Below are 18,758 nucleotides of genomic sequence, written 5' to 3'. Positions count from 1 at the left end.
ACGCGTCATGACCTCGAACCTTAAAATCGGAGCCACCGAAACTTCTCCCGTTTATTTTTGTTACGGGGCTTCAGGCGAACGCGGGCATACGCTCACCGCAGTCGGCGAAGCCATCAGTCCGTGGGTCGGACACGGCGTCAGCGTAAATCCCGCTGCCGGGCAAACCCTTCCGTTCCAGGCCGTCCCCGCGTCTGGCGAGTACCAGACGTTTTCGGAGCAGGGATGTGAGTGGACGGTCAATTGCCCGGACGACGGCGAAGAGCTCGCCTTCGATTGCCGGATACAGACCGAGTTCACCGCAGAGCCCTTCGTTATTGCGGTGCAGTTGGGGCATTACCTGCGTGAATTCCTGGGCAAACGCAATCCGATCGGTGCGCCACTGATAAATGAAGTTGTCACCGCCGAGGTCCAGGTAGTGTCTGCCTACACCCAAAAACTACTGAAAGACATCGAGGTTCAATGGTTCGTCGGTGGGCAACCCGCAAGCCCGAAAAAAACCAACGATCTGGGCTGGAGCACGTTCAGTCACACCTTCACAGCGGACGGCGAACAGTCGATTACGGCCAAGGTGTTCAACCCCTATGACGGCACCACGGTCGAACACAGTTTTCCAATCAAGGTGTATGCCGAGAGTCCCTGGAAGCAGGCGGACCTTAAAGTCAACGGTTTGCCCGTGGCGTGGCGCTCACCCGTTCTACTGCGTCGTGGGCAAGCGAACGAAGTAACCGTGAAAGTCGAGCCGGCAATCGCAAAAACACTCAGGTTAGCGTTGATTAATGAGGGGGGGCTGAACATTGTTGCCGTGCCTGCAGACACTGTATGGCAGCAACCGGATCTAGTGTCTGGAGAGTTCAAATGGTCCGTCACCTCGAACGAGGAGAAGAGTGGTCGGGTCAAGTTAGTCATCTATAGCCAGGAAGTGGCTCAGCCTTGGGAGCACGACGGACGGGTGCTTGCAGGCGATCTCACAGATGAGGTGGAGGTCCGGATTGACGGTAAACCTGTCACGTTGGACGGCAACTTTTTCTTCCGCAGTCGGCCTGGCGTTATTACGTTGGTGCCCAAAGAGAGCAGTTCGGTGGTAGAGGGCCTTGCGGTGACGCTGACACGCGTGATCACCAGCGGTCTCGATGAAGCAGACTTGGTGTCCAGCCCTGGTTTTGGCGTTTCAACGCCAGATCATCGCTGGAGCGTCACCGGATCCAACAAGAGCGGTACTTTCCAGCTGATATTCACGTGCCTGGGCATTGCCCTGCCGCTTACGGTGGCACTCAACGCCTTGTTGTCGACTGATCTGAATGATGAAGCCGAAGTGCGGATCGGCGGCGTGGAAATCCCGGCAGAAGGGCAGGTCTTCTTCAGGAGCGAGGCACAAACGCTGACAGTGGTTGCCAAATCGGGCAGTCCACTGGGCCGCCTGCCTCTGAAGTTGAGATGGATCAAAGGGGAAGGGCTGCGGGCCGAAGAATTTACTTGCGAACCCGCCCTCGACACCTATACCGCAGACCACAGCTGGAGCATCACCGGCCCCGCAGACAAGAGCGGCACGTTCCAGTTCGAGTTGGTTGGCGAGGGCATGACTACGCCAGTTAAATTGCCAGAGTGTGTATTGCTGTCGAAAAACTTCGCCGATGAGGGCGAGTTCCTGGTCGACGGTGTGAAACTGTCGGAAAGCACGGTTTTCACCAGAGGCGTTGCAAGAACCCTGACCCTTGTGCCGAACGCGGGCAGCCCGGTCGCCAACTTGATGAAAAGTTTGCAATGGCATGCCGGCACGGGATTGGTCAAAGCAGATCTGACATGCACCCCGGCGCTTGACCTGCCAACAAAACTCAATAGTTGGCAAATTACCGGCTCCGCCACCAAGAGCGGTACGTTCCAGCTGAAACTGGTCGGCCCGGGTGGGGTGGCGCTGGGGCAACTGGCAATTTGCATGTTGTTGTCGCGCAACCTTGCGGACGACGTGACCGTCAAGCTTGATGGCGCCGTCATCCCGGCCGAAGGCAAGGTGTTCATCCGGGGCAAACCGCGTACGTTGACCCTGGAGCCGAAAGCGGGCAGTCCGGTGGCCAATCTGCTGATGAGTTTGCGATGGGGCAGTGGCACCGGTTTGGTCGCAGGGGACTTCCAATGCGTACCGGCACTGGGGCAGGCGACCAAGCCTCATAGCTGGAGCATCACGGGCCCCGCGGCCAAAAGCGGCACCTTCCACTTTACAGTGGCCGGTCCAAGCGGCGTTACGTTGATCACCTTCGCGCTCAGCACCGTGCTGTCGGCCAACCTGCGCGACGAAGCCGACCTCCTGTTTGCCGGCCAGCCGCTGCCGGCTCAAGGCGTTGTGCTGTTGCGTGGCCAACCGGGAACGTTTTCATTGGTGCCCAAGGCAACCAGCCCCATTGCCGGTAAACCCCTGGCGATGAAGTATGGGGGAGGCACGCTGCCTGTGAGTGATGTGACTTGCCGGCCTGCATTTGGCCAGCCGACCACCGTGTATGAATGGGCGTTTACCGGCCCTGTTAGCCGAAGCGGTACATTCATTGCGGAAGTTGGTTACGGGCAGGATGCGAAGCTGGTTATGGAGCCGGTTGTTGTTCTGTCGCCCAAATTAAACGATGAATTGAGTGCCTTCGAGATCACCCCTCAGGGTGGAACTGCAACTCCGGTCGACTTGGAGATTGAGGGCCTGACGCTCACCAAAGACTCCGCAAGTTTGACGTTGAAAGTGCCCGATTCCAGCCTGCTTATTGGAAGGACAGTTGCATTCAAGTGGGCGGGCGACGCCGAAAATCCCTCAGTCGTGTTGCCTGCTCCGTTTGTAATGAAGGCTTCCACTGTCGCCGAAATCAAGGGAGTGGATAATCCCGCGTCGCTCAAGCGCCATCAGTTGTGTCTGGACTACGGTGGCGCGGTTACAGCGTCCTGGACGTTCAGGTACCTCAGAGGGTTGCCTTCGGGCGGACTGAGTATCTGGTGCGACGGCGTGAATCATGGGGCGAATTCCTTATTGCTTAAATTCAATAAAAGCTACGAACTTTCTATCAGGCCGAAAACTGAAGACAGCGCTTTTGTGGGCTGGAAGTGCAAATTTGTCGGCGTTGAAGAACAAGGGATTGCTATCGAGTTGTTACCTCCTTCTGACGAGTTTGTGGCGATTGGTTCGCCTGCGGCAGGGGGGGCGAAGAAGACTATACGGGCCAGAGATACTGGAGGGGGCGTAGGTCGGAAGGTTTATATGGATGTGCAGGTTAAAGATTTTGGTGTGTTGAAAGTTCCAGTTGAAACTATCTAGGTATTTTTGGTGTAAGCGGGTTTCTAGAAAAGTTCTATGCGGTGGCGATGCGCGCTGGGCTTTAGTGTTTCAGTGCTCCTTAAACGAAAGTGAGGAAGCGGTCATGAGTAATAAAACACCTGAGAACAAATATGAGTTGGGGGCCGGTAGTGGTCAGTTCAACGTAGATAAAAGTAGTAATGCTTCGGATTTTTTTGAGTCGTGTACTTCATTTGAGGTTCTGAGGGGGGATTGGGGTCGTCCGGATTTTCGATACCCGGTTGACTATAGAACCGGCAGCATGATTGTAGCTGCACTAGGGACGCCCAAGTTGTTTAAGTTGAGGATGAAAGCACCGCTGAATTCAAAGGTTGTTTATGTCTTTGCTCCCGGTCTTTCTAATGATCATTGGTATGGGTATCCGAACGACCAGGGTGAGCCTGTTACAGTTAGAGCTGATTTTGACGATCGCCGTATAGGGAAGTATGTTTTGGAATTTAGTGCGGAAGGTGCAACATCTTCCTTGGGGCTTTTTATTGTGCCTTATGATCTGACGTATTTTACGTCATACAAATTGAACGGCGAAGATTATGGCCGGCAAGATTTGTTATTGTATTACAATGAGTTTTACACCTTGGAGTTCTATAATCTGGAAGATGAGAATTATAAATTTCTTGAGTCGAGCAAGATTGTAAGTGTTTCATATCCTGAGGGTGCGCCTTACGATATTGATTTTATCGAGGAAGAAGAATTAGTAGAAAACATATTTGGCAAGTCGAGCCTTGACGGTTTGTCGTCAGCGACAAATAAGACGGCGAAGATGACCGGTGGGGTCAAGGGGTTGAGAGTACGTTATAAAAATCCGGACAATCCATATTTTGGACCGCTTGACGTGACCTTGCGTTTTCAAGAGGGGATGGTGCTTAAGCCTCCTATCGAGGTCGTAAAGAGAGTTGAAGTGTAAACAGTTCGGCTCGCCCCTGCGATTCGGGAGGGCTAGCAGTATTGTTTTTAATGTTGTCGCGTCAGCCATAATTAATTTTCAAGCGAGAATACAAAGGTGATGCTATGAGTAATAAACCCGACTTTTTTGAAGCGACTTCAGGTATTGAAATCATGTCGAATTTCAATCCGGATTATAATTATGTACGGTATCCATTTGATTATAGAACTGAAAAAATGGTTTTGAGCGGTGCTTCCGAGATAAGCATTGTAATCCCGGCAGAACAGGCGGGGGCAGCTTGTCTCATCAGCAGAAAACGTCATGATGGGGGGTATGGCAATGGTCAGACTCACATAAGCGTGTATGGTGAGGCGTCAGATAAGCCAGAGATTATTTCTTCTGCGTTCGAGACAAATACTTTGTCCTCCTTGATTGATATTCTTTATATTCCTGACGATATGACACGTTTCGCTTCATACATTTTTGATGGCGTGGATCATGGGGATAAAATTCTGCAACTGAACTACAGTAAATTCTACCCATTAAATGTCAGTTTCTTGGACGATGAAGTGAGTGAGCGTCTTGCTTTTTCCGAGTTGAAAAGAATTTCATATCCCCAAAACTCACCCTATGATGTGGATGTGGTAATCAATGGTGAGCTAGTTGAAAATGTGGGTGGTAAGTCATTGGCTGATGGTGTTGATGCACTGGAGGCGGAAGGTGTTTATGTCAGGGTTCGCTACAGGAGTGTCGATTATCCTTATTATGGCTCACTTAAAGTTACGTTTATTTTAAAGCAGGGGGCGACATTGGCACCTTCTATGGAAGTGGTGAAGCCGATTTGAGTTTGGCTGGATCTATAAGTGTAGTGAATAGCTTTAGAAACTCTACGAAGGGGGCTGTAATAAGCCTCCTTTTTGCTGAGGGTATGCGTTACGCTTGTTGCAATTTCTGGAATAAGTTTCCCTGTAAAAACATCATCGATAGCGGCCCACTTTTTGTATGTTGTCGCTCGTCTCGCTGCAACGGATTATCTGCTCGTGCCCATTTGCGCAGGGACTACACATGATTTGTATCCACCCATAGGCCCTCACCCCCATTTCATGGTTAACTTCTGCCTCGTCGAATTTTCCACATCAACGTTCAGAAGGACTCCGTTCATGGCTCAAGTCACTCTTAAAGGCAACCCGGTTCAAGTCAACGGCCAACTGCCACAAGCCGGTTCCAAGGCGCCAGCCTTTTCCCTGGTTGCCGGCAATCTGTCCGACGTGACCCTGGCGAGCTTCGCCGGCAAGCGCAAAGTGCTGAACATCTTCCCAAGCGTCGACACCCCGACCTGCGCCACGTCGGTTCGCAAGTTCAACGCCCAGGCCAACGATGTCGCCAACACTGTCGTGCTGTGCATCTCCGCTGACCTGCCGTTCGCCCAGGCCCGTTTCTGCGGTGCCGAAGGCCTGGAAAACGTACAAAACCTGTCGACCCTGCGCGGTGCCGAGTTCATCGAGAACTACGGCGTTGCCATTGCCGATGGTCCGCTCAAAGGCCTGACCGCCCGTGCCGTTGTGGTACTGGACGAGAACGACAATGTGCTGCACAGCGAGCTGGTCAAGGAAATCGCTGAAGAACCGAACTACGAAGCGGCGCTCGCTGTTCTGAAATAAGCAGTTCATTACAATTGTTAACGGCCTAGGGGGCGTTCTCACTGAATTTCCCCGCCGCGTTGTCGCCTTAAAGCGGGCCAGGCAAGGCGCAGGCCGCCGGGAATGTCGTTTCCTTTCCAAGGCCTGCAACGCAGCCTGGCCCGGTTTAAGGCACAACCCGAAGGGCCGGGCCTGCTGTTGTGCAGGGCTGCGTTACTCGAAGCTTATTTGGAATGACCAAACCACGCTTCTCGCGCCTTGCCCTGCACAACAGCAGACCCGGCGCGGCGGGGAAATTCAGTGAGAACGCCCCCTCTGTCCAGGCCGTTTTCATTTGTGCTTCAGTGCCTTAGATAAATCTCCTGTTACGTAAGCCGAAGGTAAATTGCCGGTAAAGGCGCTTTGCTAAATACCCGCCAGTGCTTATCGTTCAGCCTCCCGTAGAAAAAGCCCACGCGCCCAATGGTTGATCATTCAATGCAATCCTCTGCTCCCCGTAGTCCTCGTCGCTGGCTGTTCGGCCTGCTTGTCTTGTTGGTCATCGCCGGCCTGTGCTGGAAATTCTGGCCTGGCAGTGCTGCGCCGAAAGAAGGCAACGGACAAAAAGCCGTGGCGGGGCACACTGGCCGCTCGGGTGGCATGCGTCCGGGTTTCGGTGGGGCGACCGGGCCGGTTCCGGTGCGTGTGGCGCCGGCGGTCAAGGGTGACTTCCCGCTGTATTACAAGGCGTTGGGCACCGTGACGGCGCTGAACACCATTAATGTGCGTAGTCGGGTGGGCGGTGAGCTGATCAAGGTGTCGTTCGAAGAAGGGCAGATGGTCAAGGCCGGTGACTTGCTGGCGGAAATCGATCCGCGCCCTTACCAAAATGCTTTGCTGCAAGCCGAAGGCACTTTGTTGCAGAATCAGGCGCAATTGAAAAACGCTCAGGTCGATGTCGAGCGTTATCGCAACCTGTACCGCGAAGACAGCATCGCCAAGCAAACCCTGGATACCGCCGAAGCGCTGGTCGGCCAGTACCAAGGCACGGTCAAGACCAATCAGGCGGCGGTCAACGACGCCAAACTCAATCTCGAATTCACCAAAATCCGCGCGCCGATTACCGGACGTGTGGGCCTGCGTCAGCTCGACGTCGGCAACCTGGTGGCGGCCAACGACACCACGGCACTGGCGATCATCACCCAGACCCAACCGATCAGCGTGGCGTTCACCTTGCCGGAAAACAGCCTCGACGTGGTGCTGACCCGCTATCGCAGCGGCGCCAAGTTGCCCGCCGAAGCGTGGAACCGTGGCGACACCCAAATACAGGCCACCGGTGTATTGCAGAGCCTCGACAACCAGATCGACGTCACCACCGGCACCCTGAAATTCAAGGCGCGCTACGAAAACCGTGATCAGGCGCTGTTCCCCAATCAGTTCGTCAACGTCCACCTGTTGGCCGACACCCTCAAAGGCGTGGTACTCGCGCCGTCGGCAGCGATTCAATTCGGCACCAACGGCACCTTCGTCTATGCGATGGATGGCGACAAGAAAGTCACGATCCGCCAGTTGAAAGTCGGCGCTAGCGATGGTGACAACACCGTGATCACCGAAGGTCTGGCTGCCGGCGATCGTGTCGTCCTGGAGGGCACCGACCGTCTGAAGGAAGGCAGCGAAGTAGAAGTGGTCAACGACACCAAGGATGTGCCGACCACCCCGACCGGGCACCTGCAAGGTAAATCGGCGGCCGATGCGACTGAGCCGGCGACCACCGACAAGGCGAAAAAGGGCGGCGCATGAACATCTCGCGGCTGTTCATCCTTCGCCCGGTCGCCACGACCCTGAGCATGCTGGCCATTATTCTGGCCGGTGTGATCGCCTATCGGCTGTTGCCGGTATCGGCCTTGCCTCAGGTCGATTACCCGACCATTCGCGTGATGACCCTTTATCCCGGCGCCAGCCCGGACGTCATGACCAGCGCCGTCACCGCGCCGCTCGAACGTCAGTTCGGGCAGATGCCCGGCCTCACGCAAATGGCCTCGACCAGTTCCGGCGGCGCTTCGGTATTGACCCTGCGGTTCAGCCTCGACATCAACATGGACGTGGCCGAGCAGCAGGTGCAAGCCGCGATCAACGCTGCGACCAATCTGCTGCCCAAGGACCTGCCGGCGCCGCCGGTGTACAACAAGGTCAACCCGGCGGACACCCCGGTGCTAACCCTGGCGATCACCTCCAAAACCATGCTGTTGCCCAAGCTCAATGACCTGGTCGATACGCGCATGGCGCAGAAAATCGCCCAGATCAGCGGCGTCGGCATGGTCAGCATTGCCGGCGGTCAGCGTCAGGCGGTACGGATCAAGGTCAACCCCGAGGCCCTGGCGGCCAACGGCCTGAACCTGTCGGACGTGCGCACCCTGATCGGCGCCTCCAACGTCAACCAGCCCAAGGGCAATTTCGACGGCCCGACCCGGGTCTCGATGCTCGATGCAAACGATCAACTGACCTCGCCCAAGGATTACGCCAACCTGATTCTGGCTTACATCAACGGCGCGCCGTTGCGGCTCAAGGACGTGGCGGAAATCGTCGATGGGGCAGAGAACGAACGCCTCGCGGCCTGGGCCAATGAAAACCAGGCGGTGTTGCTGAACATTCAGCGTCAGCCGGGGGCCAACGTCATCGAGGTGGTCGACCGGATCAAGGCTTTGCTGCCGAGCATCACCGACAACCTGCCGGCCGGTCTTGAGGTCACTGTGCTGACCGACCGCACCCAGACCATTCGCGCGTCCGTCACCGACGTGCAACACGAGCTGCTGATCGCCATCGCGCTGGTGGTGATGGTCACGTTCCTGTTCCTGCGTCGGGCCAGCGCCACGATCATTCCATCGGTGGCCGTGCCGCTGTCGTTGATCGGCACCTTCGGCGTGATGTACCTCGCCGGTTTCTCGGTGAACAACCTGACCCTGATGGCGCTGACCATCGCCACCGGTTTTGTGGTGGACGATGCGATCGTCATGCTGGAGAACATTTCCCGGTTCATCGAGGAGGGCGACAGCCCGCTGAATGCGGCGCTCAAGGGCGCCAAGCAGATTGGCTTTACCCTGATTTCCCTGACGCTGTCGCTGATCGCGGTACTGATTCCGCTGCTGTTCATGGCCGACGTGGTAGGGCGCTTGTTCCGCGAATTTGCCATCACCCTGGCGGTGGCGATCCTGATTTCCCTGGTCGTGTCGTTGACCCTGACACCGATGATGTGCGCGCGGTTGCTCAAGCGTGAACCCAAGGAAGAAGAGCAGGGCCGTTTCTACCGGGCCAGCGGCGAAGCAATTGATTGGATGATCGCGGCTTACGGGCGCAAGTTAAAGTGGGTTCTCAAGCATCAACCGCTGACGTTGCTGGTGGCCATCGGCACTCTGGCGCTGACCGTGTTCCTGTACATGGTCGTGCCGAAGGGCTTCTTCCCGGTGCAGGACACCGGGGTGATTCAGGGTATTTCCGAGGCGCCGCAGTCGATTTCCTTTGCGGCGATGAGCGAGCGGCAGCAAGAACTGGCGAAGGTGATCCTCGCGGATCCTGCCGTCGAAAGCCTGTCGTCCTATATTGGCGTCGACGGCGATAACTCGACGTTGAACAGCGGTCGCCTGCTGATCAACCTCAAGTCCCATGGCAACCGAGACCTGAGCGCCACCGAGGTGATTGCCCGCCTGCAACCGGAACTCGACAAACTGGTCGGTATCCGTCTGTTCATGCAGCCGGTGCAAGACCTGACCATCGAGGACCGGGTCAGCCGCACGCAGTACCAGTTCAGTATGTCGTCGCCGGATTCCGAGCTGCTCAGCCTGTGGAGCAGTCGATTGGTCGAGGCTTTGGCCCAACGGCCGGAACTGACCGACGTCGCCAGTGACCTTCAGGACAAAGGCTTGCAGGTTTATCTGGTGATCGACCGCGATGCCGCGTCGCGGGTCGGCGTATCGGTGTCGAACATCACCGACGCGCTGTACGACGCCTTCGGTCAGCGGCAGATTTCGACCATTTACACCCAGGCCAGCCAGTACCGCGTGGTCCTGCAGTCGCAGTCCGGCGAGAAAATCGGCCCGGACGCGCTGAACCAGATTCACGTCAAGACCACCGATGGCGGGCAAGTACGCCTGTCCAGCCTGGCGCACATTGAAGAGCGTCAGGCACAACTGGCGATCACCCACATCGGCCAGTTCCCGGCGGTGATGATGTCCTTCAACCTCGCACCCGGCGTGGCGCTGGGGCATGCGGTGCAAATCATCGAGCAAGTGCAAAAGGACATCGGCATGCCGATTGGCGTGCAGACCCAGTTCCAGGGCGCGGCCGAGGCGTTCCAGGCTTCGCTGTCGAGCACCTTGTTGCTGATTCTGGCGGCGGTGGTGACCATGTACATCGTGCTCGGCGTGCTCTACGAGAGCTACATCCACCCGATCACCATCCTCTCGACCTTGCCCTCGGCGGCGGTCGGCGCCTTGCTGGCGTTGCTGTTGAGTGGCAATGACCTGGGGATGATCGCGATCATCGGCATCATTTTGCTGATCGGTATCGTGAAAAAGAACGCGATCATGATGATCGACTTCGCCCTCGACGCTGAGCGCAATCAGGGCATGGACCCGGAAACGGCGATCTATCAAGCCGCGCTGCTGCGGTTCCGGCCGATTCTGATGACGACGCTGGCGGCGTTGTTCGGCGCGGTGCCGTTGATGCTCGCCACCGGTTCTGGCGCTGAATTACGTCAGCCGTTGGGTCTGGTGATGGTCGGTGGTTTGTTGGTGAGTCAGGTACTGACGCTGTTCACCACGCCTGTGATTTACCTGTACTTCGATCGCCTCGGTCGTCGTTTCGGCAAATCCGACGCCCAAGAGGTCGCGGTATGACGGCTCGCCGAAATTTCATCCCCGCAAAGCGCATTCCTTGTGGGAGCGAGCCTGTCTCCGGGCGGCGTTCCGACGAAGGCGTCCGGTCAGTCGACATCAATGTTGAATTTGAAGGCCTCATCGCGAGCAGGCTCGCTCCCACAGGGGTGGATGTTGGGAGCTGCCGTCGATGAACCTCTCCGGACCTTTCATCAAGCGCCCGGTCGCCACCATGTTGCTGAGCCTGGCGATCATGCTGCTGGGCGGGGTGAGCTTTGGTTTGCTGCCGGTGTCGCCGTTGCCGCAAATGGACTTCCCGGTGATTGTGGTCCAGGCCAGTCTGCCCGGCGCGAGCCCGGAGGTAATGGCCTCGACCGTGGCCACGCCGCTCGAACGCTCCTTCGGCGCCATTGCCGGGGTCAACACTATGAGCAGCCGATCCAGCCAGGGCTCGACCCGGGTGATTCTGCAATTCGACCTCGACCGCGACATCAACGGCGCGGCGCGGGAAGTGCAAGCGGCGATCAACGCCTCGCGCAACCTGCTGCCGAGCGGGATGCGCAGCATGCCGACCTACAAGAAGGTCAACCCGTCCCAGGCACCGATCATGGTGCTGTCGCTGACCTCGGACGTTTTGGAAAAGGGCCAGCTCTACGATCTGGCCTCGACGATCCTGTCCCAGAGCCTGTCCCAGGTGCAGGGCGTGGGCGAAGTACAGATCGGCGGCAGCTCCTTGCCGGCGGTGCGTATCGAACTCGAACCGCAAGCGCTCAACCAGTACGGCGTGGCGCTGGACGATGTGCGCAACACCATCGCCAACGCCAACGTGCGCCGGCCCAAGGGCTCGGTCGAAGACGGTCAGCGCTTGTGGCAGGTTCAGGCCAACGATCAACTGGAAAAGGCCAAGGACTACGAATCGCTGATCATCCACTACAACGGCGGTGCAGCACTGCGCCTGAAGGATGTGGCGAAGGTCAGCGACGGCGTCGAAGACCGCTACAACAGCGGTTTCTTCAACGACGACGCAGCGGTGTTGCTGGTGATCAACCGCCAGGCCGGCGCCAACATCATCGAGACCGTCAACGAGATCAAGGCACAGCTCCCGGCACTGCAAGCCGTGTTGCCGGCCAGCGTCAAACTGAACCTGGCCATGGACCGCTCGCCGGTGATCAAAGCAACCCTGCACGAAGCGGAAATGACCCTGCTGATTGCCGTGGCGCTGGTGATTCTGGTGGTGTTCCTGTTCCTCGGTAACTTCCGCGCCTCACTGATTCCGACCCTCGCGGTGCCGGTGTCGCTGGTCGGCACCTTTGCGGTGATGTACCTCTACGGGTTCTCGCTGAACAACCTGTCGTTGATGGCATTGATTTTGGCCACCGGGCTGGTGGTGGACGACGCCATCGTGGTCCTGGAGAACATTTCCCGGCACATCGACGAAGGCGTGCCGCCGATGAAGGCCGCTTACCTCGGGGCACAGGAAGTCGGCTTTACGCTGCTGTCGATGAACGTCTCGCTGGTGGCGGTGTTCCTCTCGATCCTGTTTATGGGCGGGATCATCGAAAGCCTGTTCCGTGAGTTTTCCATCACGCTGGCGGCGTCCATCGTGGTGTCGCTGGTGGTCTCGTTGACGCTGACACCGATGCTGTGTGCCCGTTGGCTCAAGCCACATACGCCGGGTCAGGAAAACCGTTTGCAGCGCTGGAGCCAGCGTGCCAACGAGTGGATGGTCGGCAAATACGCCACCAGCCTTGACTGGGTGCTGCGTCACCGTCGTCTGACGTTGCTCAGTCTGATCGTGACAGTTGGCGTTAACATTGCGCTGTATGTGGTTGTTCCTAAAACGTTTTTACCTCAGCAAGACACCGGCCAACTGATCGGTTTCGTGCGCGGTGACGATGGTCTGTCGTTCAGCGTCATGCAGCCGAAAATGGAAATCTTCCGCCGTGCTGTGTTGAAAGATGAAGCAGTGGAAAGCGTCGCCGGCTTCATCGGCGGCACCAACGGCACCAACAACGCCTTCATGCTGGTGCGTCTGAAGCCGATCAAGGAACGGGCCTTGTCCGCGCAAAAAGTCATCGAACGCCTGCGCAAGGAAATGCCCAAGGTTCCCGGCGCACAGTTGATGCTGATGGCGGATCAGGACCTGCAGTTTGGCGGTGGTCGTGAACAGACCAGCTCGCAGTATTCCTACATCCTGCAAAGCGCCGACCTTGGCGAGTTGCGCCAGTGGTACCCGAAAGTCGTCACCGCGCTCAAGGCGTTGCCGGAACTGACTGCGATTGATGCCCGTGAAGGGCGCGGCGCGCAGCAAGTGACCTTGATCGTCGATCGCGATCAGGCCAAACGCCTCGGCGTCGACATGGACATGGTCACCGCCGTGTTGAACAACGCCTACAGCCAGCGGCAGATTTCGACGATCTACGACAGCCTTAACCAGTATCAGGTGGTGATGGAGGTCAATCCGAAATACGCCCAGGACCCGATCACCCTCAAGCAGGTCCAGGTGATCACCGCCGACGGCGCGCGGATTCCGCTGTCGACCATCGCCCATTACGAAAACAGCCTGGAAGATGACCGCGTCAGCCACGAAGGCCAGTTCGCCTCCGAAAGCATTTCCTTCGACATGGCCGAAGGCGTGACCGTGGAGCAGGGCACTGCGGCCATCGAGCGGGCGATTGCCAAGCTCGGCATGCCGGAAGACGTCATCGTGAAAATGGCCGGCACAGCCGATGCTTTTGCCGCCACGCAAAAGAGCCAGCCGTGGATGATTCTTGGCGCGCTGGTGGCGGTGTATCTGGTGCTGGGCGTGCTGTATGAAAGCTACATTCATCCGCTGACCATTCTCTCGACGTTGCCGTCGGCCGGGGTCGGCGCGTTGTTGTCGATCTATGCATTGGGCGGCGAGTTCAGCCTGATCTCGTTGCTCGGGCTGTTTCTGCTGATCGGGGTGGTGAAGAAGAACGCCATTCTGATGATCGACCTCGCGCTGCAATTGGAACGGCAAAAGGGCCTGGAACCGTTGGAGTCGATTCGCAGTGCGTGCCTGCAACGTCTGCGTCCGATTCTGATGACCACGCTGGCCGCGATCCTCGGGGCGTTGCCGTTGCTGCTGAGCCGTGCCGAAGGTGCGGAAATGCGCCAGCCTCTGGGCCTGACGATCATCGGCGGGCTGATCTTCAGTCAGGTGCTGACCCTTTACACCACCCCGGTGGTTTACCTCTATCTCGACAAACTGCGCCATCGTTTCAATAAATGGCGTGGGGTGCGTACTGATGCTGCTCTGGAAACTCCGCTATGACTGACCGTTCGCTTATCAACCTGTCTGCACCGCTGATCACGGCCAGAGGCTCGCGTTTGTTGAGCCTGTCGCTGTGCGTGGCGCTGCTCAGTGCCTGCGCCATCGGCCCGGATTATCAGCGCCCGACGGCCGCCGCGCCGGTGCAGTACAAGGAAGCGGCCGGTTGGCGTCAGGCCAACCCGAGCGATTCCCTGGCCCGCGGTGCCTGGTGGGAGCTGTATGGCGATCAACAGCTCAACGGCCTGATCGACAAACTCAACAGCGCCAACCAGACCGTTGCCCAGTCCGAAGCCCAGTACCGTCAGGCCCAGGCTCTGGTGCGCAGTGCCCGCGGCGCTTTCTTCCCGACGGTGGACCTGACCGCCGGGAAAAACCGTTCCAGTCAGGGCACCGGCAGCAGCAGTTCGAGCCTGAGCAGTTCCTCCAGCGGTATTCGCAACACCTACACGGCCCAGGCCGGGGTCAGTTGGGAAGCCGATGTCTGGGGTAAATTGCGCCGAGGCCTTGAGGCGGACACTGCCAACGCCGAGGCGAGTTTTGCCGATCTGGCGGCGATGCGTTTGAGCCAACAGTCGGAGCTGGTGCAGAACTACCTGCAATTGCGCGTGATCGATGAGCAAAGGCGCCTGCTGCAAGCGACGGTCGAAGCCTATCAGCGCTCGCTGAAAATGACCGAAAACCAATACCGCGCTGGCGTTTCCGGCAAGGACGCGGTGGCACAGGCCACCACCCAGCTCAAGAGCACCGAAGCCGAGTTGGTCGATCTGATCTGGCAGCGCGCCCAGTTCGAAAACGCCATTGCCGTGCTGATCGGACTGGCGCCCGCTGAGTTCAACCTCGCAGAAACCACGGACATCCCGCTGCTGCCCGACGTGCCGCTGAACCTGCCTTCGCAATTGCTCGAACGTCGCCCGGACATCGCCTCCGCCGAGCGCTCGGTGATGGCCGCCAACGCGAACATCGGTGTGGCCAAGGCCGCTTATTACCCGGACCTGACGCTGAGTTTGAACGGCGGTTACAGCAGCAGCACGTCCTCCAACTGGTTCAGCGTGCCGAACCGCTTCTGGTCGGTCGGCCCGCAACTGGCGATGACCCTGTTTGACGGCGGTCAGCGCTCGGCGGAAGTCGACCGCAGCGAAGCGGCCTACGACGAAACCGTCGCCAAGTACCGCCAAACCGTGCTCGACGGTTTCCGTGAGGTGGAAAACTACCTGGTTCAGCTCAAGGTCCTGGAAAACGAATCCACCGTGCGTCAACAGGCACTGGACGCGGCGCGTGAATCCCTGCGCCTGACCCAGAACCAGTACAAGGCCGGGTTGATTGCTTATCTGGATGTGGTCGTGGTGCAGGCCACGGCGCTGAACAATGAACGCAACATGCTGGACTTGTTGCAGAGCCGGCTGATCGCCAGCGTGCAATTGATTGCGGCGCTGGGCGGCGGATGGGACGGCCAGCTCGAACTCAACAACTGACCCCGGTATTCCCGTATTCCCCCGTAACCCTGTAGGAGCTGTCGAGTGAAACGAGGCGGCAATTTTTGATCTTGCTCCAGATCTTCATTTCCTGAAAGAATCGCCGCCTCGTTTCACTCGACAGCTCCTACAGAAGAGCGGGAGACGGGGTTCAGGGGTAGAGATTCAGAGGTATTTCGGGCGATCAAACAAGCGTTTCATCGGCTTGATGGCCCTTTGCTAATTTTCCCAGTGCGTTCTTTTGTGCAATCAGTACAATCGCCCGATTTGCCCCCCGAGAACGGAAGCAGTACGGCGGGGTAGTCGCGAGAAATCCAATGCTCATCGGTAGCTATTCACCCACGCTGGTTATCATCTCGCTCTTCGTAGCGATTCTCGCCTCCTATACTGCACTCGACATGACCGGGCGCATTGCCACTGCCCGAGGTCGGGCCGTGCATTTGTGGACGGCGGGCGGGGCTTTTGCGATGGGCATTGGTGTGTGGTCGATGCATTTCATCGGCATGCTCGCGTTCAAATTGCCGATTGACCTTGGCTACGATGTCACGCTGACGTCGCTGTCGCTGCTGACCGCGTTCCTGTCCAGCGGCTTTGCCCTGTGGCTGGTCAGCCAGCCACAATTACCGGCCTGGCAACTGGCGTTCGGCGCACTGGTGATGGGTGCCGGCATCAGCGCCATGCATTACACCGGCATGGCCGCCATGAGCATGCAGCCGGGCATCGATTACGACCCGACGCTGTTCAGCGCATCGCTGCTGATAGCCGTTGGCGCCTCGGGTGCGGCGTTATGGATCGCCTTCCGCCTGCGCAAGCACACACCTTACGTCCGGCTGATTCGCGGCGGCGCGGCGGTGATCATGGGCATCGCCATCGTCGGCATGCACTACACCGCCATGGCTGCGGCGCAGTTTCCAGACGGCAGTTTCTGTGGCGCGGCGGTCAACGGTTTAAGCGGCAAGGGCCTGGACAGTCTGGTCTTGATCACCACGCTGGCGGTGTTGAGCATCGCCTTGCTCACCTCGATTCTGGATGCGCGTCTGGAGGCGCGCACCGCCGACCTGGCCCGCTCGCTGACCGAAGCCAATCGTGAGCTCACCCAACTGGCGCTGCACGACACCCTGACTGGTTTACCGAATCGGGTATTGCTGGCCGACCGCATCGGCCAGGCCATGTCGAGGGTGCAGGAGCAGGGCGGTTGTTTTGCGTTGATGTTCATCGATCTGGACGGTTTCAAACCGGTCAATGATGCCTTCGGCCATCACATGGGCGACCTGCTGCTGCGGGAAGTGGGCTTGCGCTTGCGCGAGGATCTGCGCAGCCAGGACACCCTGGCGCGGATCGGCGGTGACGAATTTGTCTTGCTGGTGCAACTGCGTGACGAACATGACGCCCTGAACCTGGCGGCCCGTCAGGTCGGAATGATCGCGCGCTCGTTCCGCGTCGCCGAACATGATTTGCAGATATCCGCCAGTGTCGGCATCGCCCTTTACCCGGGCAACGGCCACACGGCCGAAGAGCTGCTGATGAATGCCGATGCGGCGATGTATCACGCCAAGGGCGCGGGCAAAAACGGCTACAGCTTCTTCGACGCCTCGATGAACAGCAACGCGCGCAAACAACTGCAATTGCTGCAAGACCTGCGTAATGCCGTGGACCAGCAACAGTTCAGCCTCTATTACCAGCCCAAGTTCGACGCCAGCAATGGCCGGCCAGTCGGCGCCGAAGCGCTGTTGCGCTGGGTGCACCCGACTCAGGGCATGCTGCTGCCGGACAAATTCATCGAGCTGGCGGAGAAGACCGGGCTGATCATTCCGATTGGCGACTGGGTGCTCAACGAAGCCTGCCGCCAGATGCGCGAGTGGTACGTGCTCGGCTACACCGACTGGCGCATCGCGGTGAACCTCTCGGCGTTGCAGTTCTGCCATACAGGCCTGGTTCAGAGTGTCGCCAAAGCCCTGGCCACGCACCATTTGCCCGCCAACAGCCTGACCCTGGAAATCACCGAAACCACCGCCATGAGTGACGCCGATGCGAGCATGACGGTGCTTAATGAGCTCTCGGAGATGGGCGTCGACCTGTCCATCGATGATTTTGGCACCGGCTATTCAAGCTTGATGTACCTCAAGCGTTTGCCGGCCAACGAATTGAAGATTGACCGTGGTTTTGTCCGCGACCTGGAACGCGACAGCGACGACGCCGCGATCGTTTCCGCCATCGTCGCGCTGGGCCAGGCACTGGGTTTGCGGATTGTCGCCGAAGGGGTGGAAACCGACGTGCAGCAGGATTTCCTCACCCAGCTGGGCTGTGATTCGTTGCAGGGTTACCTGCTGGGGCACCCGCTGCCGGCGGAGCGCTTCATGGTCGACATCCTTCGAGCGGAGCGTGCGACCGCGTTACCGCTTACCGCCGAGTCACTCCCCCTGTAGGAGCCGGCTTGCCGGCGATGGGGCCCGTCCAGTCTCCACACACCCCATGCAAAAACCCTCAATGGCGGTTATTCTTTGCCCCGACTGCTTAAGCTAGTACGGGGAACAGCTCGCATGGACAAAGTCATCGTCATCACCGGCGGCAGCCGCGGCATCGGCGCCGCCACAGCCTTGTTGGCCGCCGAACAGGGCTATCGGATCTGCATCAACTATCAATCCGACGAAGAAGCTGCGCACCGTGTGCTCGAGCAAGTCCGCGCCCTCGGCGCCCAAGCCATCGCAGTCCGTGCCGACGTCAGCATCGAAGACGAAGTGATCGCCTTGTTTCACCGGGTCGACACCGAACTGGGCCGGGTCACCGCACTGGTCAACAACGCCGGCACCGTGGGGCACAAATCCCGCGTCGACGAAATGTCCGAATTCCGCATCCTCAAAATTCTCAAAACCAACGTCCTGGCGCCGATCCTCTGCGCCAAACACGCGATCCTGCGCATGTCGCCCAAACATGGCGGCCAGGGTGGCAGCATCGTCAACGTCTCCTCGGTAGCCGCACGCTTGGGCGCCCCCAACGAATACGTCGACTACGCGTCCTCCAAAGGCGCGCTCGACACCTTCACCGTTGGCCTGTCCAAGGAAGTGGCCGGCGAGGGTATCCGCGTCAACGCCGTGCGACCTGGCTACATCTACACCGATTTCCATGCACTGAGCGGCGATCCGGACCGGGTCAGCAAACTGGAATCAGCGATTCCGATGGCACGCGGTGGCCGGCCGGATGAAGTGGCGGAAGCGATTGTGTGGTTGTTGTCGGATAAGGCGTCGTATGCGACGGGGACGTTTGTTGATCTTGGTGGCGGACGCTAG

General features: G+C 58.4%; 10 protein-coding genes. All 10 read left to right on the top strand.

The features are described from left to right. Positions 1-7 precede the first annotated feature (7 nt). Positions 8-3,289 carry a hypothetical protein gene (locus tag ACYZUC_RS05610; protein WP_461994194.1) on the top strand — a complete coding sequence of 1,094 codons (3,282 nt, stop codon included), beginning with the start codon at positions 8-10 and terminating at the stop codon, positions 3,287-3,289. Positions 3,290-3,392: 103 nt separating this feature from the next. Then, entirely contained in the window at positions 3,393-4,232 is an 840-nt protein-coding gene (locus ACYZUC_RS05605) for a hypothetical protein (RefSeq protein ID WP_461994192.1), read from the top strand. A 104-nt stretch (positions 4,233-4,336) separates the two neighbouring features. Continuing rightward, positions 4,337-5,056 carry a hypothetical protein gene (locus ACYZUC_RS05600; protein ID WP_461994190.1) on the top strand — a complete coding sequence of 240 codons (720 nt, stop codon included), beginning with the start codon at positions 4,337-4,339 and terminating at the stop codon, positions 5,054-5,056. Positions 5,057-5,371: 315 nt separating this feature from the next. Then, positions 5,372-5,872, top strand: a complete 501-nt coding sequence (gene tpx, locus ACYZUC_RS05595; RefSeq protein WP_008030203.1) for a thiol peroxidase — start codon at positions 5,372-5,374, stop codon at positions 5,870-5,872. A 441-nt stretch (positions 5,873-6,313) separates the two neighbouring features. Further along, a complete protein-coding gene (locus ACYZUC_RS05590) occupies positions 6,314-7,630 on the top strand; it encodes an MdtA/MuxA family multidrug efflux RND transporter periplasmic adaptor subunit (protein WP_461994188.1) in 1,317 nt (438 codons plus the stop codon). Further along, positions 7,627-10,722, top strand: a complete 3,096-nt coding sequence (locus ACYZUC_RS05585; RefSeq protein ID WP_461994186.1) for an MdtB/MuxB family multidrug efflux RND transporter permease subunit — start codon at positions 7,627-7,629, stop codon at positions 10,720-10,722. Before ACYZUC_RS05590 ends, ACYZUC_RS05585 begins: the two co-directional genes overlap by 4 nt. A 169-nt stretch (positions 10,723-10,891) precedes the next feature. Next, positions 10,892-13,999: an efflux RND transporter permease subunit gene (locus tag ACYZUC_RS05580; protein WP_253403377.1), complete on the top strand. Its 3,108-nt coding sequence runs from the start codon at positions 10,892-10,894 to the stop codon at positions 13,997-13,999. After that, positions 13,996-15,471, top strand: a complete 1,476-nt coding sequence (locus ACYZUC_RS05575) for an efflux transporter outer membrane subunit (protein ID WP_461994184.1) — start codon at positions 13,996-13,998, stop codon at positions 15,469-15,471. The genes ACYZUC_RS05580 and ACYZUC_RS05575 overlap by 4 nt, the downstream gene beginning before the upstream one ends. A gap of 317 nt (positions 15,472-15,788) precedes the next feature. Continuing rightward, entirely contained in the window at positions 15,789-17,897 is a 2,109-nt protein-coding gene (locus ACYZUC_RS05570) for a putative bifunctional diguanylate cyclase/phosphodiesterase (RefSeq protein WP_461994182.1), read from the top strand. A gap of 114 nt (positions 17,898-18,011) precedes the next feature. Continuing rightward, a complete protein-coding gene (locus tag ACYZUC_RS05565) occupies positions 18,012-18,758 on the top strand; it encodes an SDR family oxidoreductase (protein WP_008035597.1) in 747 nt (248 codons plus the stop codon).

Source organism: Pseudomonas sp. GT1P32, assembly GCF_054897805.1.
This window is presented reverse-complemented; position numbering and strand designations above follow the sequence as displayed.